Below are 23,507 nucleotides of genomic sequence, written 5' to 3' on the forward strand. Positions count from 1 at the left end.
TGCGCTGCACGCCCTTGTTCTTGAAGGCGGTGCCGCACAGCATCGGCTGGATTTCACCGGCGATGGTACGCAGGCGCAGGCCCAGGTTGATCTCGTCTTCGGAAAGCTCGCCGGACTCAAGATACTTGTTCATGAGTTCTTCGTTGGCCTCGGCGGCCGACTCGACGAGCTTCTCGCGCCACTCTTCGGCCGAAGCCTGAAGCTCGGCAGGAATCTCGATGTAGTCGAACTTGGTGCCGTGAGAAGCCTCGTCCCAGACGATGCCGCGCATCTTGACCAGGTCGACCACGCCCTTGAAGTTTTCTTCAGCGCCGATGGGGATGACGATAGGCACGGGGTTGGCCTTCAGGCGCAACTTGAGCTGGTCGTAAACCTTGAAGAAGTTGGCGCCGGTGCGGTCCATCTTGTTGATGAATGCAAGACGGGGCACGCCATACTTGTTGGCTTGGCGCCATACGGTTTCGGACTGGGGCTGCACACCGCCCACCGCGCAGTACACCATGCAGGCGCCATCAAGCACGCGCATGGAGCGCTCGACTTCGATGGTGAAGTCGACGTGTCCCGGGGTGTCGATGATATTGATGCGGTGCTCGGGGCGATCGCCCGCCATACCGCGCCAGAACGCCGTGGTGGCAGCCGAGGTGATGGTGATGCCACGCTCTTGTTCCTGCTCCATCCAATCCATCGTGGCTGAACCCTCGTGGGTTTCGCCAATTTTGTGGTTGATGCCGGTATAAAACAGGATGCGCTCGGTGGTGGTGGTTTTCCCTGCGTCGATGTGGGCAGAGATACCGATGTTGCGGTAGCGCTCGATGGGGGTTTTGCGGGCCATGATTTGTAAGTCCTTAGATTACCAACGGAAATGGCTGAAGGCCTTGTTGGCTTCGGCCATTTTGTGCGTGTCTTCGCGTTTTTTCATTGCTCCGCCACGTCCTTCGGATGCGTCAAGCAACTCGCCGGCCAGGCGCAAATCCATCGACTTTTCGCCACGCTTCTTGGCGGCTTCACGCAGCCAGCGCATGGCCAGGGCCAGGCGGCGCACAGGGCGCACTTCGACCGGCACCTGATAGTTGGCGCCGCCGACCCGACGGCTTTTTACTTCGACCATGGGCTTGATGTTGTTGATCGCGGTGTTGAACACTTCGATGGGCTCTTTGCCAGTTTTAGCCTGAATGTGATCAAAGGCGCCGTAGATGATGCGCTCTGCGACGGCCTTTTTACCGGACAACATGACTACGTTCATGAATTTGGCAAGCTCTACGCTGCCGAACTTCGGATCAGGGAGAATCTCACGTTTGGGAACTTCGCGACGACGTGGCATTTTATAACTTCCTTGTGACAGTTCAGTTGAACCGTGCGCTTTGCACGGTCACGATCATTCATTTGAATGATCACTTACATGCCATGGGACGAACCCCTGGCTGCACTGATACGACTGGGCGAACCAGCCAGAATAAATTTAAGCTTTCTTGGGACGCTTGGCGCCGTACTTGGAACGCGCCTGCTTGCGGTCTTTGACGCCTTGCAAGTCGAGCGAACCACGAACGATGTGGTAGCGAACACCGGGCAGATCCTTGACACGACCGCCGCGCACCAGTACGACCGAGTGCTCTTGCAGGTTGTGGCCTTCGCCGCCGATGTAGGAGATGACTTCGAAGCCGTTGGTCAGGCGCACCTTGGCGACCTTACGCAAAGCGGAGTTCGGCTTCTTGGGGGTGGTGGTGTACACACGAGTGCAGACACCACGGCGCTGAGGGCAGTTTTCGAGCGCGGGGCTCTTGCTGCTGGCGCGGCTGACTTCGCGCGGCTTGCGCACGAGTTGACTAATGGTTGGCATAACCTTTACGCATCCTGTGAATGTTACGCGCCCGGGCAATGGGCGCGTATTGAACGTGCTAATGAACTACGTACCAATTTCGCCTAGGCGTTTATTATTCTTGGACGCTGGTACGCGTTGCAGAACGTTAAAAACAACTTAGGCGGTCGCAATAACCGCCTATCCACAGAAAAATATGTAAAGAGCGGGGTATTGCAACAACCGTAAAACTTTGATCGCCTTTATGTTGATCGCCCTTTGGTCTTGATATTGCGGCCCTGCCACTGCAAAGCGCGGGCAGCCACTACAAATAGGCAAAGGTGGTTTTTACGGTTAGCTGGCCATATTAGCATAGGGAAAGCTCGCAGGTCAATGCCTGCTGCATGAACGTATCTGTATCAGAATCGGCACACATGATCCGCCACCCGTTTGAGGGACATTTCCAGCATCTCGCGCTCGTCGTCAGAGAGAACCTCGAAAGCATGCTGAATGATGCGATAGGCATCCGGCCATGCCTGGGTATATTTGCTGCGGCCGTGGTCCGTCAAGTAGACACGGGTCGAGCGGTTGTCGTTCGGGTCGTCGCCACGCTCGACGAGGCCGCGCTCTGCCATCTGGCTTACTACCCGGCTAAGCACAGCGGGTCTGACCGCAGTTGCACGCGCTATCTCGCTGATGTTCTTGCCGTCCTCTTCGAGCAAATACTGCAGCACCCGAAAATGGATGTATGTGATGTCGAGCTTGCGCAAGGTGAAATTGCGAAGATCCTGCTCCATACGAAAGATGATCGACGCCATCTGAAAAGCGATGTTCTGATCAAGCTTCAGGTGTGGGGGCTCAAGGTCTAGAGTTGTAGACATGTGTAATTTTGACGGGTTGAGAGGTTGGTCTGCGAGTTGGGCCGCGGCGGCCCGTCTCATGCGACGCCTCGGCGCGCACGCAACGATCTGAATGGCAATGCAAGCGCGGCAGGGCCCGCGGAACGACTTGCAAATATTACCAGTGCAATCAGGGCCACGACATAAGGCATCATGACAAAGAACTGGTATGGTACCCCCGAATACCAGGTTTGAAGCCTGATCTGCAGCGCATCTGCCAGACCGAACCCCAGGCAGGCCACCAGAACCCCCAACGGATTCCAACCACCGAAGACCACGCAGGCGATGGCGATGAAGCCCCGGCCGGCGACCATTCCTTCTACGAACGCATTGACTTGAGCCAGGACCAGGAACGCACCGCCCATCCCGGCCATGGCGCCCCCGAAGAGCACGGCCGCCAAACGATAGCGATTGACGTCAATACCGGCGGCATCGGCGGCATGTGGGTTTTCGCCCGATGCTCGCAACTCAAGGCCGCGTCCGGTGCGCCCAAGCATCCAATACAACACAAAGGCCAGTGCCACGGCGACATAAACCAGTACAGTATGACTGAAAAATACTGGCCCAATAAACGGTATGTCGCGCAGCGGCCCAAAATTAACAGCCGGAAACGACGGAATCATGACTGGAGCGCCACCGATGGTAAGGCGGTACCCTACACCCGAGAGCCCAGCTCCCAGAAAGACCAGCGCCAGGCCGGAAACGATTTGATTGGCACACAGATAAATGGAGACAGCGCCATGTATCGAAGCCAGCACAAGTCCACCCAGTACGGCTAGCGCGACCCCGCCCCACGGCGTGCCTGTATATACCGCCCCCGCAGCAGCCAGGAAGGCGCTGAACAGCATTATGCCCTCAAGCCCGACATTCATGACGCCCGCACGTTGCGCGACGGTCTCACCCAGGGCAGCAAACGCGATAGAAATGCTAAGGCGAATGCCGGCCGCCGCCAGCCCGGCTATCAAGAGATCCATCAGACGCTCTCCTTCCGTCGGCTGGAAATGGCATCGAAGCACAGAAAGCCCAGAATCACCACGCCTTCGATAATGTAGACAATGGGGAACGGAATATTGGCCTCGCGCTGCAGCACGCCCGCGCCGACGTAGAAAATAGCGAACAGAATGGCCATCGGCGCCACCCAGATCGGCGACAGTCTAGCCATCAGGGCGATAGCAATGGCCGCCTGGCCGTATCCCGCCGAGAAATTGTCCTGCAATCGCTCGTGAATGCCGGCGACCTGCACCGCTCCGGCCAGGCCCGCCAGGCCCGCGCTGATCAGCATGGCCCACACAATGACTCTTTTTTCGCGCATGCCCGCATACCGCGCAGCTGAAGGATTGCGCCCGACGGTCGTCAGCTTGAAGCCAAACGCTGTTTTCTTGACGACCACCGCCAGCACGACCAGAACCACCAGCGCCACCACCAAACCGTAATGCACCCTCGTACCGGCAATGAGATTGGGCAGCAACAGGGATTCGGGCAGGTACTTGCTCCAGGGCATCAGGCGCGCCGGCTCCTGCAGTGGGCCACGAATCGCCCAACTGAGCAATTGCAAAACAATGAAGTTCAACACGATGGTGGAAATGATTTCGCTGGCTCGAAAGCGCACGAGCAGCCATCCCACCAATACGCCCAGCAATCCACCGCCAATAAACCCGAACAACAGATACAGCAGCAAGCCCGCCGGCTGAGGCAGATCGGCGAACCAAGGCGCGAAAATAAAAGCCGCCATGGCGCCCAGAAGAAACTGGCCGTCGCCCCCGATATTGAACACGCCCGCTCTAAACGCCACGACAACGCCCAGGCCGACCAGCGCCAGCGGAATGCTTTGTGTCAGAACCTCGTAAAAGCCATGGGACGTCGCCAGGGTATAGACCAGCAACGCCTTATAAGCAGCAACAGGATCCTTGCCGGCGGCCACAATGAAAGCCGCCGGAATCAAAGCTGTGATTACGACAATTACCAGAGCCGCCCACCACAAATACCAGCGCCCGTCCGTACTGGGAACAGTGCCGGCAAAAAGTGTAGGGCCGGCTGTCATCTTTGCGTCATCCACCGGCCAACTTCCTGAATGCTTGTTGCTGAAATAGCCACAGGGCCGTGCAAACGCCCCGCAGACAAAACCATAATGCGATCCGCCACTTGCCAGACTTCGGCCAGGTCTGCCGACGCCAGCAATACGCCCGCGCCGGCTGATCGACGCGCCAACAGGCGATTGTTGATGAAGGCGATCGTCTTGACGTCAAGTCCGCGAGTGGGATGCGCCGCGATTATCAGGCTGGGATCGTCTGCCAGCTCGCGCGCCAGGACCAGCTTCTGCTGATTTCCACCCGATAGCTGAGCCATACGCGCCCGCAAGCCAGGCGTCTTGACGGAATATGTGCTGACCGCCTCGCCAACCGCTTCTTCAACCGCGGCGGGAAGAAGCCATCCGCTTCGATTGAACCGCTGAGAATCAAGATGAGTGAGTAGAAAATTTTCGCCCAGCGGTGCGTCAACCAGCACGCCGTCCCTGAGCCGATCTTCGGGAATATGACAAACACCCGAACGACGCAAAGTTGCAGCATCCAGATACGACGTGTTGTCAGGGTCAAACCAATATTGCAGGTGTCCGCTTTCCGGCTTAAGCAAACCCGCAGCCACCTGTACAAGTTCAGATTGGCCATTGCCCTCGACACCGCACAGCGCCAGAATTTCCCCACGATGCAGTTCGAAGCTGACATCTTGTAATGCGGTGGTGCCGTTGGGTCGCCTGACACCAATGCCGGACGTCTTCAACAGGCATTGCCCCACGCCGTTCGGCTGTTCCTTCGGACGCAGTGTGGGCAGGTCGTCGCCGACGAGAAGACGAATAAGGTCTTCGCGGCTTTTACCACCCACCTCCGAAACGCTGACCACCCGGCCGTGCCGCATCACTACGACTCGTCGGCAACTATCCAGTATGTCTTCGAGCTTATGGCTGATGATAATGACCGATGTACCTTGTGCCGCCAGCTCGGCCACCAACCGAAACAAGGCCGGCCGCTCTTCTTGGGAAAGCACGGCCGTGGGTTCGTCAAGTATCAGAAGGCGGGGCCGCCGCGAAAGCACCTTCATGATTTCGACGCGCTGCTGCTGCCCTACCGTGAGCCTGTCGATCCGGGAATCGAAATCCACCTCGACACCCAGTTGCCGGGCGAGGGACGAAATAGTGGATCGAAGGTCGTCAAAACGAAGTACCGCCCGACGGCCCCAGCGCGGATCGCCCAGCGCGAGATTTTCGGCCACCGTTAAGGCGCCCACCAGCTTGAAATGCTGATGCACCATGCCAATGCCTGCCTCGGCGGCATCGCGGGGCGAATCGAAATTGACCTGTCGCCCCTCGAACGTGATGACGCCACCGTCGGGCCGAATCAGGCCCGAGATAATGTTCATCAACGTAGATTTACCGGCGCCATTTTCACCCAGGATTCCGATGACTTCGCCTGGGCCAACGTCAAAGCTCACGTTGTCGTTGGCCACCAGGCTGCCGAATCGTTTGGTGATGGCGTCGAGCTGCAGCAGAGCCGCTTCAGCCATGACTCAGCTCCGGATCAAGAGGCTTTCTCACGGATTTCGGGCAGATCCTTGATCGTGCCGGCCCGTATGCCGTCCTGGATTTCCTTGATCGCCGCCTTGTCCTTCTCTGACAATTTGTCTTCGAAGTTACGCAGCGGAGCAAGACCAATGCCGTCTTCGTTGAGGCCCAGCAAATAGTTCTTGGGCTCAATCGAGCCATCGATGATCTTTCCGATGGCCATGTCGATATTCACATCAAAGTTGATCAAGGCGGTGGTGACGATGGTGTCTGGAGCCAGCGCAGCCGAATCAAAAGCTGTACCGATCATCAACGCGCCCTTCTCTTTGGCCGCCTGCAAGGTTCCCAGCACGTTTTCGTTGCCAATGCCAGAGACCACATCTGCACCGCTGTCAATCATGCTGGTCGTGATCTCTTTGGCTTTAGCGATGTCGGAGAACGAGCCTACGTAAGCGGACATCACTTCGATGTCGGGGTTGATGTGCTTGCTGCCGTTCTTGAACCCTTCGTCGTACTCCTGGATGGTAGGCACCGGTATAGCAGGCACGTTCGCGATTTTGCCCGACTTGCTCATTAACGCCGCCACAGCGCCGGCCATATAACCGGCATCGCCCCAGCGGTTGTCAAACGACGCCAAGTTAGGCTCAGCAGCTACCTTTGTAGTGTTCACGATGAACCAGGTATCGGGAAAGCGCTTGTGTATCCGCTTTGCGGGATCGGCAAACTGGAAGCCATGTGCTATGACGACATCGTAGCCGTCATGCGCATACGAGGTCAGCGCCTCTTGAGCCTGAGCGGCGTCCGTATTTTCGCGGATGGACACCTGAATTCCCGGGTACTTCTCCTGGGCCTTTTTGATACCAGCGGCAGCGGCACTGTTGAAAGTGCCGTCTGTCACCGAGCCTGGCAAGATCAAGGCCACCTTGAGGTTGGACTTGTCTTGCGCATGCATCGTAAATGGCAGAATCGCCAGGCAAAGTGTGCAAAGCAATCGGCGAAGCATATTTGTCTCCTAGAACGGTGTTATTTCAATGCTGCGTTGCTGCGACGGAGGAACCGTCTTGCGGGATTCAGGGCCCGCGACAAGCTCTACTGCTTGTAACTGTGCATCATTTCGAGGGCTTCATGACTAGTCAGGACGTTTCCAAACTGCTGAATAATGTTCTCTAGTGCCGCACGGTGTTCCTCGTCGGACAACGCGGCACAACAATCGGAAAGCATGGTCACTTTGAAATCCATCATCATGGCGTCACGCGCGGTGGACTCGCAACAGACGTTGGTCTTGGTGCCGGCGATCAACACCGAATCTATGCCCATGCTGCGCAGCACGCGCTCAAGCGACGACGAGCCCGCTGTGAGGGCGCTGTAACGGTTCTTGATGATGACGATGTCTTCATCACTGGTTTCCAGCTCGGAGTACACCGCCTGGTTCTCGGGTGAATTGTGCTCAAGTGTGCGCGTGCGCACTTCGCCGGAGACCACATGGTTATAAAACAGTTCCCAGTCGCTGCGCCCTTTGTGCTGAGTATTGGCATGCAGCACCCAGATGACGGGCACACCGTCTTTGCGCAACTTCGCAGTAAGGGCGTTGATATTCGGCACAATGCCCCTTGATGTCGCCACTTCGGCCGGCGACCCGGGCGCGCAGAAGGTGTTCTGCATGTCGATGACTACCAGCGCCGTACGCGAAGGATCGATTTTCTCGTAGAAATTGATACGACCACGGCGGGCCATGAGCCGGTCAAGAATCTCTTGCCGAATTTGTATGTTATGCATTTTCACCACCAGAAGAAAAACAACTAAGTAACGTCAAACTTACTGCTATTACCTCTCGGTTAAAGCAGGACCTGCACTTCCTCACCTACTTTGCGCACGTCGTAGACCTTCAGATTCAGGCGTCCTGCCCGTTATTTCGCCTCAACAACGTCATAAAGAAAGGGGTCTTCTGGCAGGGCAACCTCGCTGTCCAGCAGATGCCCGCATTCATTGCAGGCAAACTGGCGTAGTACAAGATCGGGGTGCACTGATGAAGACCAGCCCGGCTGCTGATTGACCGGAACGGTCTTCAGCACAGCACGATCCTTCCAATGGGTTTCATCTTCAGGAGAGGTTAGGGCGTGACCACATTCTGCGCAGCAGACGACATGGCCGCCTTCGTCATCTCGCCGGACCAAGGTGGGAGAAATTCTGCTTGTCATGCGTGCACTCCTACATTCAGGCGCTCAGCCCTCATTTGTTCACGCCGAGCCTGCGTGGCGGCGTCGTCAGGCTGTCCATTGCTGAACACCACGCCGTACACGCCTTCGGCAGCTTCCAGGGAAACTCTTCGGGTTGCAACATCGTTGGCAATATCGGAGACAGGGCGCAGCAAGGGGTCACCCACACCGCCGCCACCATTCCAACGCAGATAGAACGCATCGTGCCGGCCCAGCGGGAATACGCCCCAACTGATGGGCTCGGACGTACCCGACAACGACGCAGCATCGGTCTCGAGCCGCGGCGATCCAGTTCCTTCGGCCGGGCCGCGATACAACACATAGTCGTTGGCAGCACCCGACACGCCGCCGGCAAGGCCGTCGCTCATGGGGAACTTTGAGCCTTTGCCTGACAAAACGAAGTTAATGCCGCCGTCGGGGCTACCATGCGGAACAATGGCGATCTCGCCTCCGACGCCCCCGCGATACCGGCCAGCCCCACCGGAATCGAGCATCCGGCGACGGAACAGATAACGGATAGGGAAAGCGCCTTCCACAGTTTCGACGTTGGCCATGCGCGAAATTGGATTGGGCATTTCGCCGCCGATGTCGACACCATCGCCGTAGGTCTTGGCGCCACCCGCGCCGGCAAAGGTCTCGGTGAGCGTGTCGATCGCAAGACGACCTTCGCGAGTACGACCGAACATGAACACGGCAAAGTGGTTGGCGTGCCATACGGCCGTCGCTTCGTCTTTGTATTTCTCGCTGGCGGCCAACATCTTACCTATCGCCGAGCAAGCGGCGTTGTTGACCGACTGGATGGCGCCCACGGTTGCCACCGAGACAGGCGCAGGGCGGGTGCAATTAACAATGCTGCCTTCGGGCGCGATCATGGTGATGGGCTCAACCGCACCCTGGTTCCAGGTGATGTCGTAGCAAAGCAATGGGAATAATGGCGCGAACAAACCGCCCAGCGCCGCCCACTTGGTGCAGTTGACACTGTAGACCGACTGCGGACTTGAGCCGGTAAAGTCGAACGTCAGGGAGTCGTCGCGCTTGGTCATGGTCAAGACCACTTTTGCCGTCTCGCCCTTGACATCAATATACTGGCGCGACTGCCACTGCCCATCGGGCAGTTCGCGCAGGCGCTGACGTAACAGCTGTTCGGATTGTTCGATCAGCGTGCGGCCGACATGGTCCACGGCTTCTGCGCCATACTTGTCGATCAGTGCCAGCATACGCTGGCCTGCGACGTTGTTGCAGGCAATCAAAGAGCGCAGGTCGAGCGCAACCATTTCGGGGCTGCGCACCATGTTCAGGAATGTGTCCCAGATGTCCTGTCGCAATTCGCCACGACTGATCAGTTTGATGCCTGGGCTGCTGAAGCCTTCGCTGTAGATATCTTTGGCATCCGGGGCGAACCCACCCGGGTTCATCGCGCCAATATCGGACACGTGAACGAAGCATGCGCTCCATGCGACCAGCTTGCCTTCATGATGAATGGGAGCAAGCATGTAAACGTCCGAAGTGTGCAGCGCCGCCGTGTACGGATCGTTCAACATGTAGACATCGCCTTCCTCAATCTGGCCTTCGAAGCGCCGGATAACGGCCCTGCAGGCCTCGGCGGCACTAGTCAGATGATGAAGAAAACCTACGCCGCCCATAAGCAGCGAGCCATCGGCGCGATACAGGCTGACCATCAGGTCGTGGCCTTCGTTGGTAATGGCCGTGCCCGATACGTGCTTGAGCGTGATAACAGCCTCTTCGACGACCCGGAACAAGCGGTGGCGAATGATGGAATAGGTAATTGGATCCATGCTTGACCTCACTCGAATTCGACAATGACGTTGCGATACTCGTCGACGCTCGCACGCTGACCCGCTTGCAGCACAATTGTCGTGATCGGCGTGTGGATGACCGCCGGACCGGAAAAACGGTTGCCCGGCGACAGTTTTTCAAAATCGTAAATATCTGCCGGGGCCAGTCCGCCGGCCTGTTCGACAAAGATGTTGCGCTTGCCGATCAGTGCGCCGCTTGCATCAGGACCAGCAATCGGCACGGTGGGAACTTCGGGTTTTTTCAGCAAGCCCTCCGCCTTCAGCCGGAACAGCTTCATTTCAATACCGGCTTCGCGGTAGGCAGAACCTTTACCGAACTTGCGTTCGTACAAGGCTTCGAAATCGTTCAACAGTTGGCTCAACCCTTCATCGGTCAAGGGCGTCTGGGCGCGCACCAAAGTTGTAAGCTCGTGAACCTGGCGGGCATATCGCAGATCGACAGACCACTCAAAGCGCATTTCATCGTCGCTAAAACCTTCTTCGCGCAGTTGTTGGCGACCCTGTTCGATCATGGGCTCGTAAATAGCGTTGATGTCTGCAGCAGGAGCTGAAGCAGGCAGCGTGCGCGTTGCCGAATATTGATGGACGATATCCGCCGATACCAAGCCAAAGGCACAGTTAACGGATGCGGTATAGGGAACAACTATCTTGCGCACTCCCAGCTCGGCGCCGAACATGGTCGAGAGCATGCCGCATGAGCCACCAAACGAATGCATCACGAAGTCGCGCGGATCAAGGCCGCGTTCAACGGTGATCTCACGGATGAGGTCCGTAATTTGTGCCGAAGCCAAGCGATATATGCCAATCGCGGCTTCTTCCACGCTCATGCCCAAAGGACGCGCGATTTTCTCTTCGAAGATGCGGCGAGCCGGCGTCACATCCAACTTCATCGAGCCACCCAGAAAGGTGTTTGGGTCCATGTAGCCGATCAGCATGAACACGTCGGTCAAGGTGGGCTCTTTTCCGCCTAGCCCGTAGCAAATGGGACCTGGGCGCGAACCTGCCGAGCGGGGGCCAACGCGCGGTTCGCCGGTGACCTCATCAATGCTGACGATTGAACCACCACCAGCGCCAATCGACACGACTTCGATCTTGGGAGCCGAGTAATGGAAACGATCCACCATTGGTTCGCGTGCATATTCAATCTCGCCGTCCTGAATGACACTTACTTTGAAGGTGGTACCACCCATGTCAACAGCGATCACGTCGGGCTGGTCGAGCAACAGCCCTAAGGATTTACTGCCGATGACCCCGGCAGCCGGTCCGCATTCAAGCATGCCAACCGAGCGGTCGCCTGCTTCGCCTGCCGGCAACAGGCCGCCGTATCCTTGCATTACCATGGTTTGTCCACGGTAATCAGTAGCCGAGAGTTTGCCGTGCAGATCAGTGAGGTAGCTTTGCGTAATGCCCCCACAATAGGCATTAATCACCGCAGTCGAAGTGCGCTCGTACTCACCGGGTAACGGAGCGATCTCGGAAGACAAGGTGCAGTAGGCTTTTGGCGCGACGCGTGCGGCAACCTTCTTGATGGTTTGCTCGTTGATGGGGTTGGCGAACGACCAAAGCAGAGATACTGCAATGGCTTCGGCACCCTTTTCTTCAACCAGATAGCGCAAAGCCGTTTCGACCTCGGCCTCGTCGAGCTCACGAATGACTTCACCTGTTGCATCGACACGTTCGCCGATGCCATGGATAAGGTCGGCTTCTACCAAGGGGGCGGCACGTTCGGTCTTGACGATATGTTTGATGCGGTCTTCAGTCAGACCGCCCCAACGCCCGTAAGCGCCACGAGTGACGAGGATGGTATCTTCAAAACCTTCCGTCGTCAGCAAGCCAACCTTGGCGCCGTCGCGTGTCAGGATCGTATTGTCGACTACTGTTGATCCATGCACAAAGAGATAAGTCTGGGCTAAAAGGCTTTCGACCTCTTCTCCCATCGAGTCGGCCGCCGAACGGATGGAATCAAAGATTCCGGTCGCGTAATCTGGCGGCGTGGATAACGCCTTGCCGATACGAATCGGTTCGCCGGCCGCAAAAACCACTGTGTCAGTACACGTTCCGCCCACATCCGTGGCGATCACGTACTTACGTGTTTGTCCTCCATCCATGCCGCCTCTTGCCTCCTGCTTTAAGTGTAATTACAGGTGTATTTATAGCTTTTATAACAGCTGTTTTTTCAAACACCAATAGTTTTTTGAAGGAGCAAGGGTTTATCCTAGGATCGTTACAAGGGATCAGTTCATGCTGGGCGCACCACAAAAAAACCGCGGAGCATTGCTGCTCCGCGGTTTATTACGACGAAAGCCAGGCGCTCTTGCGCCTGAGTTTCTTACTGCTCTGCGCTGTCAGGCGAACCTGCCACTTCGTCGCTCGATCCATCATGAGTGACATGGGCTTCGGCCGTTGGCGGCGTATCCTCGAAAGGGTTGGCCAGTGCACGCGCTGCTTCGCGTTCGGCCGCTTCGAAACGCTCTTTCTCTTTGCGGGCCTTGTGATACGACATGCCGGTACCGGCAGGGATAAGCCGGCCGACGATGACGTTTTCCTTCAGGCCGCGAAGGTCGTCGCGCTTGCCCATGATTGCCGCTTCGGTCAGGACCCGGGTGGTTTCCTGGAAGGATGCCGCCGAGATGAACGAGTCGGTGGACAAAGACGCCTTGGTGATGCCCAGCAGTACGTTGTCGTACGTGGCGGGCAGCTTGCCATCGGCTTCCATGCGGTCGTTTTCGTTGAACAACTCGGAGCGTTCGACCTGCTCGCCGGTGATGAAGCTGGTGTCGCCTGCGTCAACAATGTTGACGCGACGCAGCATCTGCCGCACGATCACTTCGATGTGCTTGTCGTTGATCTTCACGCCCTGCAAGCGGTATACGTCTTGCACTTCGTTGACCACGTAGTTGGCCAGGCGTTCGATACCCTGCAAGCGCAAGATGTCGTGCGGGTCGGGCGGGCCATCAACAATCATTTCACCCTTGTTCACCACCTGGCCGTCGTGCACCAGAACCTGTTTCTCTTTGGGAATCAGGGTTTCGTGGCTGACGCCGTCAAGGTCGGTGATGACCAGGCGTTGTTTGCCCTTGGTGTCCTTGCCAAACGAGACCGTGCCGGTGACGTCGGCCAAAGTGCCGGCATCCTTGGGCGAACGGGCCTCGAACAGTTCGGCCACGCGGGGCAGACCGCCGGTGATATCGCGGGTTTTCTGAGACTCTTGTGGAATACGCGCAAGAATCTCACCGACCGACACCTGCTGGCCGTCTCGCACCGTGATCAGCGCGCCGACCGGGAACGAAATGTTGACAGGGTGCTCGGTGCCGGCGATTTTGACCTCTTCGCCCGCCTCGTTGATCAGTTTGATCTGCGGACGCATCATGACCTTGCCGGTGCGGGTCTTGGGCGTGATCACCACCAATGTGGACAAACCGGTGATCTCGTCAAGTTGCCTGGCAACGGTAACGCCCTCTTCGATGTTTTCGAAGCGAACCTGGCCCATGTACTCGGAAACAATGGGACGGGTAAGAGGGTCCCATGTAGCAAGACGCTGGCCGGCCTTGACGACGTCGCCGTCGCTGACGGTAATAGTGGCGCCGTAGGGAATCTTGTGGCGTTCACGCTCGCGCCGGCTGTCGTCAAAGACCACGATTTCGCCCGAACGCGAAATGGCAACCTTGGCGCCCTGGGCGTTGGTTACGTAGCGCATCGTCAACTCGAAACCAACCGTACCCGCCGATTTGGTTTCCACCGAGCTTGCCATCGCTGCGCGCGAAGCCGCGCCACCGATGTGGAAGGTACGCATTGTAAGCTGCGTGCCGGGCTCGCCGATGGATTGCGCCGCGATGACGCCCACCGCTTCGCCTTGGCTGACCATTGCGCCGCGGCCCAAGTCTCGGCCATAGCAATGCGCGCACAAGCCGTGACGGGTTTCGCAGGTAAGCGGCGTACGGATCTTGACTTCGTCCACGCCCAGGTCGTCGATGTACTCGACCAGGTCTTCGTCCAGCAATGTGCCGGCGGCGACTGCCGTTTCCTGATTTTCTGGATTAACGATATCGCTGGCGGTAACGCGGCCCAGAATGCGGTCGCGCAGCGGTTCGATAACTTCGCCGCCTTCGACCAAAGCCTTCATGGTGTAGCCATGGCTGGTGCCGCAGTCGACCTCGGTGATGACCAGGTCTTGGGTTACGTCGACCAAGCGGCGCGTGAGGTAGCCCGAGTTCGCGGTTTTAAGCGCGGTGTCGGCCAGACCCTTACGAGCCCCGTGGGTCGAAATAAAGTACTGCAGTACGTTCAAGCCCTCGCGGAAGTTGGCGGTAATGGGCGTTTCAATGATGGAGCCATCAGGCTTGGCCATCAGGCCACGCATACCGGCCAGCTGACGGATCTGGGCGGCGGAACCCCGGGCGCCCGAATCGGCCATCATGTAGATGGAGTTGAACGACTCTTGGCGAGCTTCTTTGCCATGACGATCGATCACGGGTTCAGTGGAAAGCTGTTCCATCATCGAGCGACCCACCTTGTCGCCTGCCTTGCCCCAGATGTCGACCACGTTGTTGTAGCGCTCCTGGGAGGTGACCAGACCGGACGAGTACTGCTTGTCGATCTCTTTGACCTCTTGGCTGGCCTGGGCGAGGATTTCTTCCTTGACCGACGGCACCAGCATATCGCTCATGGCAATGGAGATACCGCCGCGCGTAGCCAGACGGAAGCCCGACTGCATCAGCTTGTCGGCAAAGATAACCGTGGCGCGCAGGCCGCAACGACGGAACGACTGGTTGATCAGGCGTGAGATTTCCTTCTTCTTGAGCGCCCGGTTCAATGAAGAGAACGGCAGCCCTTGAGGAAGGATTTCGGACAGCAACGCACGGCCAACCGTAGTCTCAAAACGCTTGAGCACGGGCTGGAACTCGTCGGCCGCGTCTTTCTCGTATTCGTTCAGACGAACGGTGATACGGGTTTGCAGCTCGACTTCGCCATTGTCGTAGGCGCGCTGCACCTCGGCCAGGTCGGCGCAAAACATTCCTTCGCCCTTGCCGTTGATGCGCTCGCGAGTGGCGTAGTACAGGCCCAGCACGATGTCTTGCGACGGCACAATGGAGGGCTCGCCGTTGGCGGGGAACAGCACGTTGTTCGAAGCCAGCATCAAGGTGCGGGCCTCAAGCTGCGCTTCGAGCGACAGCGGTACGTGCACGGCCATCTGGTCACCGTCGAAGTCGGCGTTAAACGCCGCGCAAACCAACGGATGAAGCTGGATGGCCTTGCCTTCGATAAGCACCGGCTCGAATGCCTGGATACCCAAACGGTGCAAGGTTGGCGCACGGTTGAGCATGACCGGGTGTTCGCGAATGACTTCTTCGAGAATATCCCAGACGATCGGCTCTTGGCTTTCGACCAGCTTCTTGGCCGCCTTGATGGTGGTGGCCAGGCCCATCATTTCGAGACGGTTGAAAATGAAGGGCTTGAACAGCTCGAGGGCCATCAGCTTGGGCAGGCCGCACTGGTGCAGCTTGAGCTGCGGACCCACCACAATGACCGAACGGCCGGAGTAGTCGACGCGCTTGCCCAACAGGTTCTGGCGGAAACGGCCGCTCTTGCCCTTGATCATGTCGGCCAGCGACTTGAGCTGACGCTTATTGGCGCCCGTCATGGCCTTGCCACGGCGTCCGTTATCGAGCAGTGAGTCAACCGACTCTTGCAGCATGCGCTTTTCGTTGCGCAGGATGATGTCCGGAGCCTTGAGCTCGAGCAGGCGCTTGAGGCGATTGTTGCGGTTGATGACGCGGCGGTACAGGTCGTTCAGATCGGACGTGGCGAAACGCCCGCCGTCAAGCGGCACGAGTGGACGCAGATCAGGCGGCAGCACCGGCAGCACTTCCATGATCATCCAGTCGGGCTTGATGCCCGACTTCTGGAAGCCCTCGAGCACCTTCAGGCGCTTGGAGATCTTCTTGATCTTGGCGTCGGAGCCGGTGGCCTTGAGCTCGGCGCGCAGGGTCTCGACCTCGCGATCGATATCGATAGTGCGCAGAAGCTCGCGGACGGCTTCGGCGCCCATCAGGGCGTGGAAGTCGTCGCCGTACTCTTCGGTTTTTGCCAGGAAGTCGTCGTCGGACATGATCTGACCACGCTTTAGCGGAGTCATGCCCGGCTCGATCACGCACCATGCTTCAAAATACAGCACGCGTTCGATGTCGCGCAGGGTCATGTCGAGCACCATGCCCAGACGAGAGGGCAGGCTCTTCAGGAACCAGATATGCGCAACGGGGCTGGCCAGCTCAATATGGGCCATGCGCTCGCGGCGTACTTTGGCGACAGTAACCTCGACGCCGCATTTTTCGCAGATGACACCACGGTGCTTGAGCCGTTTGTACTTGCCGCAAAGACATTCATAGTCTTTGATGGGGCCGAAGATTTTGGCGCAGAACAGACCGTCACGCTCGGGTTTGAACGTGCGGTAGTTGATGGTCTCGGGCTTGCGGACTTCTCCGTAAGACCAAGAGCGCACCTTCTCCGGCGAAGCGATGCCGATCTTGATGGCATCGAATTGCTCGTCTTGCGAGACTTGTTTGAAAAGGTCGAGTAGCGCTTTCATTATTTACGCTCCAAATCCATGTCTAGCGACAAAGATCGAATTTCTTTGACAAGGACGTTGAAAGACTCGGGCATGCCTGCATCGATGACGTGGTCGCCTTTGACGATGTTCTCGTACACCTTGGTGCGACCGGCGATGTCGTCGGACTTGACCGTGAGCATCTCCTGCAGCGTGTACGACGCGCCATAGGCTTCCAGCGCCCAGACTTCCATCTCGCCGAAACGCTGGCCGCCAAACTGGGCCTTGCCGCCCAGAGGCTGCTGCGTGACGAGCGAGTACGGGCCGGTGGAACGGGCATGCATCTTGTCGTCGACCAGGTGATGCAACTTGAGATAGTGCATGTAACCGACCGTGACCGGACGCTCGAATTGCTCACCGGTGCGGCCGTCATACAGCCAGGCCTGAGTGCGTCCCGAGGTAAGCCGGAGCTTCTCGGCCTCTTCGTCCGGATAGGCCATCTCGAGGATTTCACCGATTTCTTCTTCGGTTGCACCGTCGAACACTGGCGTAGCAACTGGCATGCCCTCTTTCAGGTTCCGGGCCATTTCGACGATTTCCTCGTCGGAAAGGTCTTCAAGGTGGGCAGAGCCACCGCCGGCGTTATACACCTTCTGCAGATAGGTGCGCAGCTGCTTCACTTGCACGCCCTGTTCATCCTTGAGCATGTCGGCGACGCGTTGGCCCAGGCCTTTGGCGGCCCAACCCAGGTGAACCTCGAGCACCTGCCCGACGTTCATCCGCGAGGGAACACCCAACGGGTTCAGAACAATGTCGGCGGGAGTGCCGTCGGCCATATGAGGCATGTCCTCGACCGGGGTGATGCGCGACACGACGCCCTTGTTTCCATGACGGCCGGCCATCTTGTCGCCTGGCTGCAGGCGGCGTTTGACGGCCAGATAGACCTTGATCATCTTGAGCACGCCGGGGGGCAGCTCGTCGCCTTGAGTAAGCTTCTTGCGCTTCTCTTCGAAAGCCAGGTCGAACTGATGACGCTTGTGTTCGAGCGACTCTTTGGCTTGCTCAAGCACAACCGCATGAGCCTCGTCGGCCAGCCGGATGTCGAACCACTGCCAGCGGTCGAGATCGTCAAGGTATTCACGTGCAATCGCCGTGCCCTTGGCGAGCTTGCGCGGGCCGCCGTTGACGGTCTTGCCGACCAGGAACTTGCTGATGCGGTCGAAGGTGTCGTTCTCGACGATGCGAAGCTGGTCGTTGAGATCTTGGCGATAGCGGCGCAGTTCATCGTCGATGATGGACTGGGCGCGCTTGTCGCGCTCGATGCCTTCGCGGGTGAAGACCTGTACGTCGATGACGGTGCCGACCATGCCCGAAGGCACGCGCAGCGAGGTGTCTTTGACGTCGGAAGCCTTTTCGCCAAAGATGGCGCGCAGCAGCTTCTCTTCGGGGGTAAGCTGGGTTTCGCCCTTGGGCGTCACCTTGCCCACCAGTACGTCGTCGGCACGTACTTCAGCGCCGATGTACACAATGCCCGAATCGTCCAGCCGGTTGAGCTGGGTTTCGGCCAGGTTGCTGATGTCACGCGTGATTTCTTCCGCGCCCAGCTTGGTGTCGCGAGCCACGACGGTCAGTTCTTCGATGTGAACCGAAGTGTAGCGATCGTCGGCCACCACTTTTTCGGAGATGAGAATCGAGTCTTCGAAGTTGTAGCCATTCCAGGGCATGAAGGCGACCAGCATGTTCTGGCCCAAAGCCAGCTCACCCAGGTCGGTCGATGCGCCGTCGGCCAACACGTCGCCGCGCGCAACATGATCGCCGCGCTTGACGATGGGACGCTGGTTGATATTGGTGTTCTGGTTGGAACGCGTGTACTTGATGAGGTTGTAGATATCTACGCCCACTTCGCCGGCGACGTTCTCGTCATCGTTGACACGGATAACGATGCGGTCGGCATCGACGTGGTCGACAATGCCGCCACGAATAGCCTGTACCGTCGTACCTGAGTCGACCGCCACGGTACGCTCGATGCCGGTTCCGACCAGCGGCTTTTCGGGCCGCAGGCAAGGCACGGCCTGGCGCTGCATGTTGGCGCCCATCAGGGCGCGGTTGGCATCGTCGTGCTCGAGGAAGGGGATCAGCGAAGCTGCAACCGACACGATCTGCGACGGCGCCACGTCCATGTACTGAATGTTATCGGGCGCGGTCAGCATGGTTTCGCCGGCCTCGCGGCAAGCAATCAGGTCGTCGACGAAACGGCCTTCTGCATCGAGTGTCGCGTTGGCCTGGGCGATAACGTAGTTGCTTTCCTCGATAGCCGACAGGTAGTCGATCTGCTCGCTGACTTTGCCGTCGACAATCTTGCGATACGGCGTTTCAAGGAAGCCGAATTCGTTCAGGCGCGCATACAGCGCCATCGAGTTGATCAGGCCGATGTTCGGGCCTTCAGGTGTCTCGATGGGGCAGACCCGACCATAGTGGGTGGGGTGCACGTCGCGCACCTCGAAGCCCGCACGCTCGCGGGTGAGTCCACCCGGCCCAAGAGCCGATACACGGCGCTTGTGGGTGATTTCCGACAGCGGGTTGGTTTGATCCATGAACTGGGAAAGCTGGCTCGAACCGAAGAACTCTTTGATGGCCGCGGAAATGGGCTTGGAGTTGATCAGGTCGTGCGGCATGAGATTTTCGGTCTCGGCCTGGCCCAGACGTTCTCTTACAGCACGCTCGACACGTACCAGGCCGGCGCGGAACTGGTTCTCGGCCAACTCGCCCACGCAGCGCACGCGGCGGTTGCCCAGGTGATCGATGTCGTCGATCTGGCCTCGGCCGTTACGCAGCTCGACCAGCACCTTGATGGTGTCGAGGATGTCTTCGTCGGTAAGTGTGAGCGCGCCCGTCATGTCATCGCCCCGGCCCAGGCGGCGATTGACCTTCATACGGCCGACACGCGAAAGATCGTAGGTGTCTTCGTTGTAGAACAGACGCTGGAACAGGGCTTCGACGGCCTCCTCGGTTGGAGGCTCGCCGGGGCGCATCATGCGATAAATGGCAATACGCGCGGCCATCTGGTCGGCGGTTTCGTCAGTGCGCAGGGTTTGCGAAATGTACGAGCCACGGTCCAGGTCGTTGGTGTAAAGCGTCTGGATATCGCGAATGTTGGCATCGCGGATATCGGCAAGGATAGACTCGGTGATTTCATCGTTGGCGTTGGCAATGACTTCGCCTGTCTCGGGGTTGACGAGATTCTTGGCGAGCACCTGGCCCAGAAGAAAATCTTCGGGTACGGACACGTGCTCGATGTTGGCGGCGGCAATGTCGCGCAAGTGCTTGGCATTGATGCGCTTGTCTTTTTCGACAAGGACTTTGCCTTCACGATCAGTGATGTCAAAGCGGGCGACCTCGCCCTTCCAGCGCTCGGCCACGAACTCGAGCATGGCGCCTTCGGCTTGCATCTCGAGGTTATCGAAATCGAAGAAATGCGCCAGGATGGCCTCGGACGTCATGCCGATGGCCTTGAGCAGGATGGTTACCGGCATCTTGCGACGACGGTCGACGCGGAAGAACAAGATGTCTTTCGGGTCGAACTCGAAATCAAGCCACGAACCGCGGTAGGGAATGACGCGGGCCGAGAACAGCAGCTTGCCCGAGCTGTGTGTTTTACCACGATCATGCTCGAAGAACACGCCGGGCGAACGGTGCAGTTGCGACACAATGACGCGCTCGGTACCGTTGATGACAAACGAGCCCGTATTGGTCATGAGCGGCATTTCGCCCATGTATACTTCCTGCTCTTTGACTTCTTTGATGGTGGGCTTGCTTACCTCGCGGTCCATCAGCACCAAGCGCACTTTGGCGCGTAATGGCGAGGCATAGGTAAGGCCGCGCATCTGGCATTCTTTAACGTCGAATACCGGGTCGCCCAGCACGTAGCTGACGAACTCCAAGCGGGCCATTTGGTTATGGCTTACTATTGGAAAAATCGAGGTAAAGGCGGCTTGAAGGCCTTCTTCCTTGCGTTTTGATGGGGTTGTATCTGACTGCAGAAAAGTTGAGAACGATTGCAGTTGAGTCGCCAAAAGGTAAGGTACGTCTTGGACGTCTTCACGCTTGGCGAAGCTCTTACGTATGCGCTTTTTTTCGGTATACGAATAAGGCATGAGCACTCCGACTCGAGGGGGTTACATGGGCCGTCAACCACGGCCCTGGCTTACGACTCCAGAGAACCCGGCTTGATTTCTAAACGTTCAAATACGGGTTTTCTGGAGACGCAAAAGCCCGGGAAGGCCAAAACCTTCCCGGGCAGGCGTCAATAAGCTTACTTAAGCTCGACTTTAGCGCCGGCTTCTTCAAGCTTCTTCTGTGCTTCTTCGGCATCAGCTTTGGACATCGCTTCCTTGACGGCCTTAGGTGCACCGTCAACGAGGTCTTTGGCTTCTTTCAGGCCCAGGCCGGTAATTTCACGAACGGCCTTGATGACGCTGACCTTGTTGGCGCCGACTTCGGCCAGAACGAGATCAAACTCGGTCTTTTCTTCGGCGGCGGCAGCGGCGCCACCGGCTGCCGGAGCAGCGACGGCGACAGCGGCGGCGGCAGCCGACACACCGAACTTTTCTTCCATGTCCGTAATCAGTTCGGACAATTCGAGGACGGTCAGATTAGCGACGGCGTCCAGGATTTCTGCTTTGCTTAATGCCATTTTTAGAACTCCAAATAGGTATAAATGCCAGGGTTGGGTATCGCTCTGTCTTTCGACGAGTTCCGAAAGCGCTTACGCAGCTTCCTTTTGATCGCGCACGGCGGCAAGGCCACGAACGAACTTGGTGGGAACTTCGTTGAGCGTACGCACAAACTGCGTAACGGGTGCCTGCATGGTGCCCATCAGTTTCGCCAACAGCTCTTCGCGAGACGGCATGGTGGCCAAAGCCTTCACGCCTTCGCTATCGAGGGCGTTATCGGGCAAGGCCCCGCCGGTGATAACGAGCTTATCGTTGGTTTTCGCGAAACTGGCAAGTACCTTGGCGGCCGAAACTGGGTCTTCGCTGATCGCATACATAAGCGGACCAAACATTTTTGCGGATAGCGCCTCGAAAGGCGTATCAGCGACAGCTCGGCGCACCAGCGTGTTCTTAAGAACACGCAGATACACACCCGACTCACGCGCTTGTTTGCGCAATACGGTGACGGCAGCGACGTCCAGACCACGGTACTCGGCGATAATAATTGACTGGGCCTTCGCAAGCTCTGCGGAGACTTCCTCAATTACGACCGCTTTCTCTTCACGATTGAGACTCACGGTTTGAACACTCCATCTAACGACACGAGAGAGGGTCTCTTGTGTCTACCGAATGCGGCGCACCTGGTCGAGTTCTTGATAAAGAAATCTTCCATGGGCGCCGTCTGCGCTGGATGCAGGCCAAGAAACAGCCTGGCGATTAAGTCCTTGCCCACCCTGGGGTGGCTGGGGGCTCCAGCGGTCTTTGACAGCAACATCAGGGCAAGCCCTGATGCAGCCCAAAGTTCAATATGCCGGCAGTTGATTAAACCGCCAGCGAAGCTATTTCGACGCGAGCGCCGCCGCCCATGGTGGACGACACGGCAAGCTTGCGCAGGTATATACCCTTGGACGTCGTTGGGCGGGCTTTGTTCAAAGCATCGACCAGAGCAGTCAGGTTCTCTTGAAGCTGCTCAACGCCGAAAGAGGCGCGTCCAATGGTTGCATGAATGATGCCGGCCTTGTCGGTGCGATACTGCACCTGACCAGCCTTGGCGTTCTTGACGGCGGTGACGACGTCGGGGGTAACGGTTCCAACCTTGGGGTTGGGCATGAGGCCGCGAGGACCCAACACTTGACCCAGGGCGCCCACGACACGCATGGCATCCGGCGAGGCGATGACGACGTCGAAGTCGAGATTGCCGGCCTTGATGCTGTCGGCCAGGTCTTCAAAACCTACGATGTCGGCGCCGGCCTCTTTGGCGGCGTCGGCTTTTTCGCCTTGGGCGAAGACAGCCACACGCACAGACTTACCGGTGCCGGCAGGCAGAACGACGGAACCGCGCACGAGCTGGTCGGATTTCTTGGGGTCGATACCCAATTGCACGGCCACGTCGATGGACTCATCGAATTTGGCGGTGGCGGTTTCCTTGACCAGCGCCAGTGCTTCGGCGACGGGATAGAATTTGGTGCGATCGATTTTCGCCTGGATCGCGGCGGCGCGTTTACCTAGCTTGGCCATGTGGTTACACCCCCTCGACCGTGATGCCCATGCTGCGGGCGCTGCCAGCGATCGTGCGCACTGCGGCGTCAAGATCGGATGCAGTGAGATCAGGCGACTTGGTTTTGGCGATTTCTTCGGCCTGGGCGCGGGTAAGCGTGCCCACCTTGTCTGAGTTCGGGCGAGCCGAACCCTTCTGAATACCCGAGGCCTTCTTGATAAGAATGGCCGCCGGAGGCGTCTTCATGATGAAGGTGAAGCTCTTGTCGGCGTAGGCGGTAATCACCACCGGAATCGGCAGACCAGGCTCCATGCCTTGGGTCTGGGCGTTGAACGCCTTGCAGAACTCCATGATGTTCAGGCCGCGCTGACCCAGAGCCGGGCCAATCGGGGGGGATGGATTTGCCTTACCAGCTGGTACTTGCAGCTTGATAAAGCCGACGATTTTCTTCGCCATGCTTTGCTCCTTGC

General features: G+C 58.0%; 18 protein-coding genes. All 18 read right to left on the minus strand.

The window, feature by feature from the left end; translation table 11 throughout:
• A partial coding sequence (locus tag ACIY1O_RS15975; protein WP_397476092.1) for a GTP-binding protein occupies positions 1-832 on the minus strand: 832 nt, incomplete at its 3' end.
• 18 nt (positions 833-850) lie between these two features.
• Entirely contained in the window at positions 851-1,321 is a 471-nt protein-coding gene (rpsG, locus tag ACIY1O_RS15980; protein WP_397476093.1) for a 30S ribosomal protein S7, read from the minus strand.
• Positions 1,322-1,459: 138 nt separating this feature from the next.
• A complete protein-coding gene (rpsL, locus tag ACIY1O_RS15985) occupies positions 1,460-1,837 on the minus strand; it encodes a 30S ribosomal protein S12 (RefSeq protein ID WP_026067970.1) in 378 nt (125 codons plus the stop codon).
• Positions 1,838-2,214: 377 nt separating this feature from the next.
• A complete protein-coding gene (locus tag ACIY1O_RS15990) occupies positions 2,215-2,676 on the minus strand; it encodes a MarR family winged helix-turn-helix transcriptional regulator (protein ID WP_397476094.1) in 462 nt (153 codons plus the stop codon).
• Between the two features lie 56 nt (positions 2,677-2,732).
• Positions 2,733-3,668, minus strand: a complete 936-nt coding sequence (locus ACIY1O_RS15995; protein ID WP_397476095.1) for an ABC transporter permease — start codon at positions 3,666-3,668, stop codon at positions 2,733-2,735.
• Entirely contained in the window at positions 3,668-4,735 is a 1,068-nt protein-coding gene (locus ACIY1O_RS16000; protein WP_397476096.1) for an ABC transporter permease, read from the minus strand. The genes ACIY1O_RS15995 and ACIY1O_RS16000 overlap by 1 nt, the downstream gene beginning before the upstream one ends.
• A complete protein-coding gene (locus tag ACIY1O_RS16005; RefSeq protein WP_397476097.1) occupies positions 4,732-6,252 on the minus strand; it encodes an ABC transporter ATP-binding protein in 1,521 nt (506 codons plus the stop codon). The genes ACIY1O_RS16000 and ACIY1O_RS16005 overlap by 4 nt, the downstream gene beginning before the upstream one ends.
• A gap of 14 nt (positions 6,253-6,266) precedes the next feature.
• Positions 6,267-7,253, minus strand: a complete 987-nt coding sequence (locus tag ACIY1O_RS16010; RefSeq protein ID WP_397476098.1) for a BMP family protein — start codon at positions 7,251-7,253, stop codon at positions 6,267-6,269.
• Positions 7,254-7,339: 86 nt separating this feature from the next.
• On the minus strand, positions 7,340-8,026 hold the full coding sequence (locus tag ACIY1O_RS16015; RefSeq protein ID WP_397476099.1) for an isochorismatase family protein: 687 nt from the start codon (positions 8,024-8,026) through the stop codon (positions 7,340-7,342).
• Positions 8,027-8,157: 131 nt separating this feature from the next.
• Positions 8,158-8,448: an acetone carboxylase subunit gamma gene (locus ACIY1O_RS16020; protein WP_397476100.1), complete on the minus strand. Its 291-nt coding sequence runs from the start codon at positions 8,446-8,448 to the stop codon at positions 8,158-8,160.
• The gene (locus ACIY1O_RS16025) at positions 8,445-10,262 is read right to left on the minus strand and encodes a hydantoinase B/oxoprolinase family protein (protein ID WP_397476101.1); all 1,818 of its coding nucleotides are present in this window, start codon (positions 10,260-10,262) and stop codon (positions 8,445-8,447) included. Before ACIY1O_RS16025 ends, ACIY1O_RS16020 begins: the two co-directional genes overlap by 4 nt.
• Before the next feature lie 8 nt (positions 10,263-10,270).
• On the minus strand, positions 10,271-12,391 hold the full coding sequence (locus ACIY1O_RS16030; protein WP_397476102.1) for a hydantoinase/oxoprolinase family protein: 2,121 nt from the start codon (positions 12,389-12,391) through the stop codon (positions 10,271-10,273).
• 221 nt (positions 12,392-12,612) lie between these two features.
• Positions 12,613-16,869 carry a DNA-directed RNA polymerase subunit beta' gene (rpoC, locus tag ACIY1O_RS16035; protein WP_397476103.1) on the minus strand — a complete coding sequence of 1,419 codons (4,257 nt, stop codon included), beginning with the start codon at positions 16,867-16,869 and terminating at the stop codon, positions 12,613-12,615.
• Entirely contained in the window at positions 16,869-20,981 is a 4,113-nt protein-coding gene (rpoB, locus tag ACIY1O_RS16040) for a DNA-directed RNA polymerase subunit beta (protein WP_397476104.1), read from the minus strand. Before rpoB ends, rpoC begins: the two co-directional genes overlap by 1 nt.
• A 158-nt stretch (positions 20,982-21,139) precedes the next feature.
• A complete protein-coding gene (gene rplL, locus ACIY1O_RS16045) occupies positions 21,140-21,520 on the minus strand; it encodes a 50S ribosomal protein L7/L12 (RefSeq protein ID WP_397476105.1) in 381 nt (126 codons plus the stop codon).
• Positions 21,521-21,592: 72 nt separating this feature from the next.
• Entirely contained in the window at positions 21,593-22,117 is a 525-nt protein-coding gene (gene rplJ, locus ACIY1O_RS16050) for a 50S ribosomal protein L10 (protein WP_397476106.1), read from the minus strand.
• Between the two features lie 244 nt (positions 22,118-22,361).
• Entirely contained in the window at positions 22,362-23,057 is a 696-nt protein-coding gene (gene rplA, locus ACIY1O_RS16055) for a 50S ribosomal protein L1 (RefSeq protein WP_397476107.1), read from the minus strand.
• A gap of 4 nt (positions 23,058-23,061) precedes the next feature.
• On the minus strand, positions 23,062-23,493 hold the full coding sequence (gene rplK / locus ACIY1O_RS16060; protein WP_397476108.1) for a 50S ribosomal protein L11: 432 nt from the start codon (positions 23,491-23,493) through the stop codon (positions 23,062-23,064).
• Positions 23,494-23,507: the final 14 nt, after the last annotated feature.

The sequence above is a fragment of the Pusillimonas sp. genome, from assembly GCF_044464525.1.
Classification (GTDB): Bacteria; Pseudomonadota; Gammaproteobacteria; order Burkholderiales; family Burkholderiaceae_B; genus Pusillimonas.

Excerpts from the sequence above, each read along its gene's own strand:
- rplK (WP_397476108.1), bottom strand. The coding sequence starts at position 23,493 with ATGGCGAAGAAAATCGTCGGCTTTATCAAGCTGCAAGTACCAGCTGGT.
- rpoC (WP_397476103.1), bottom strand. The coding sequence starts at position 16,869 with ATGAAAGCGCTACTCGACCTTTTCAAACAAGTCTCGCAAGACGAGCAA.
- ACIY1O_RS16000 (WP_397476096.1), bottom strand. The coding sequence starts at position 4,735 with ATGACAGCCGGCCCTACACTTTTTGCCGGCACTGTTCCCAGTACGGAC.
- ACIY1O_RS16010 (WP_397476098.1), bottom strand. The coding sequence starts at position 7,253 with ATGCTTCGCCGATTGCTTTGCACACTTTGCCTGGCGATTCTGCCATTT.
- ACIY1O_RS16025 (WP_397476101.1), bottom strand. The coding sequence starts at position 10,262 with ATGGATCCAATTACCTATTCCATCATTCGCCACCGCTTGTTCCGGGTC.
- ACIY1O_RS16030 (WP_397476102.1), bottom strand. The coding sequence starts at position 12,391 with ATGGATGGAGGACAAACACGTAAGTACGTGATCGCCACGGATGTGGGC.
- rpoB (WP_397476104.1), bottom strand. The coding sequence starts at position 20,981 with ATGCCTTATTCGTATACCGAAAAAAAGCGCATACGTAAGAGCTTCGCC.
- ACIY1O_RS15995 (WP_397476095.1), bottom strand. The coding sequence starts at position 3,668 with ATGGATCTCTTGATAGCCGGGCTGGCGGCGGCCGGCATTCGCCTTAGC.
- rpsL (WP_026067970.1), bottom strand. The coding sequence starts at position 1,837 with ATGCCAACCATTAGTCAACTCGTGCGCAAGCCGCGCGAAGTCAGCCGC.
- ACIY1O_RS15990 (WP_397476094.1), bottom strand. The coding sequence starts at position 2,676 with ATGTCTACAACTCTAGACCTTGAGCCCCCACACCTGAAGCTTGATCAG.
- ACIY1O_RS16015 (WP_397476099.1), bottom strand. The coding sequence starts at position 8,026 with ATGCATAACATACAAATTCGGCAAGAGATTCTTGACCGGCTCATGGCC.
- rpsG (WP_397476093.1), bottom strand. The coding sequence starts at position 1,321 with ATGCCACGTCGTCGCGAAGTTCCCAAACGTGAGATTCTCCCTGATCCG.
- rplL (WP_397476105.1), bottom strand. The coding sequence starts at position 21,520 with ATGGCATTAAGCAAAGCAGAAATCCTGGACGCCGTCGCTAATCTGACC.
- ACIY1O_RS16005 (WP_397476097.1), bottom strand. The coding sequence starts at position 6,252 with ATGGCTGAAGCGGCTCTGCTGCAGCTCGACGCCATCACCAAACGATTC.
- ACIY1O_RS16020 (WP_397476100.1), bottom strand. The coding sequence starts at position 8,448 with ATGACAAGCAGAATTTCTCCCACCTTGGTCCGGCGAGATGACGAAGGC.
- rplA (WP_397476107.1), bottom strand. The coding sequence starts at position 23,057 with ATGGCCAAGCTAGGTAAACGCGCCGCCGCGATCCAGGCGAAAATCGAT.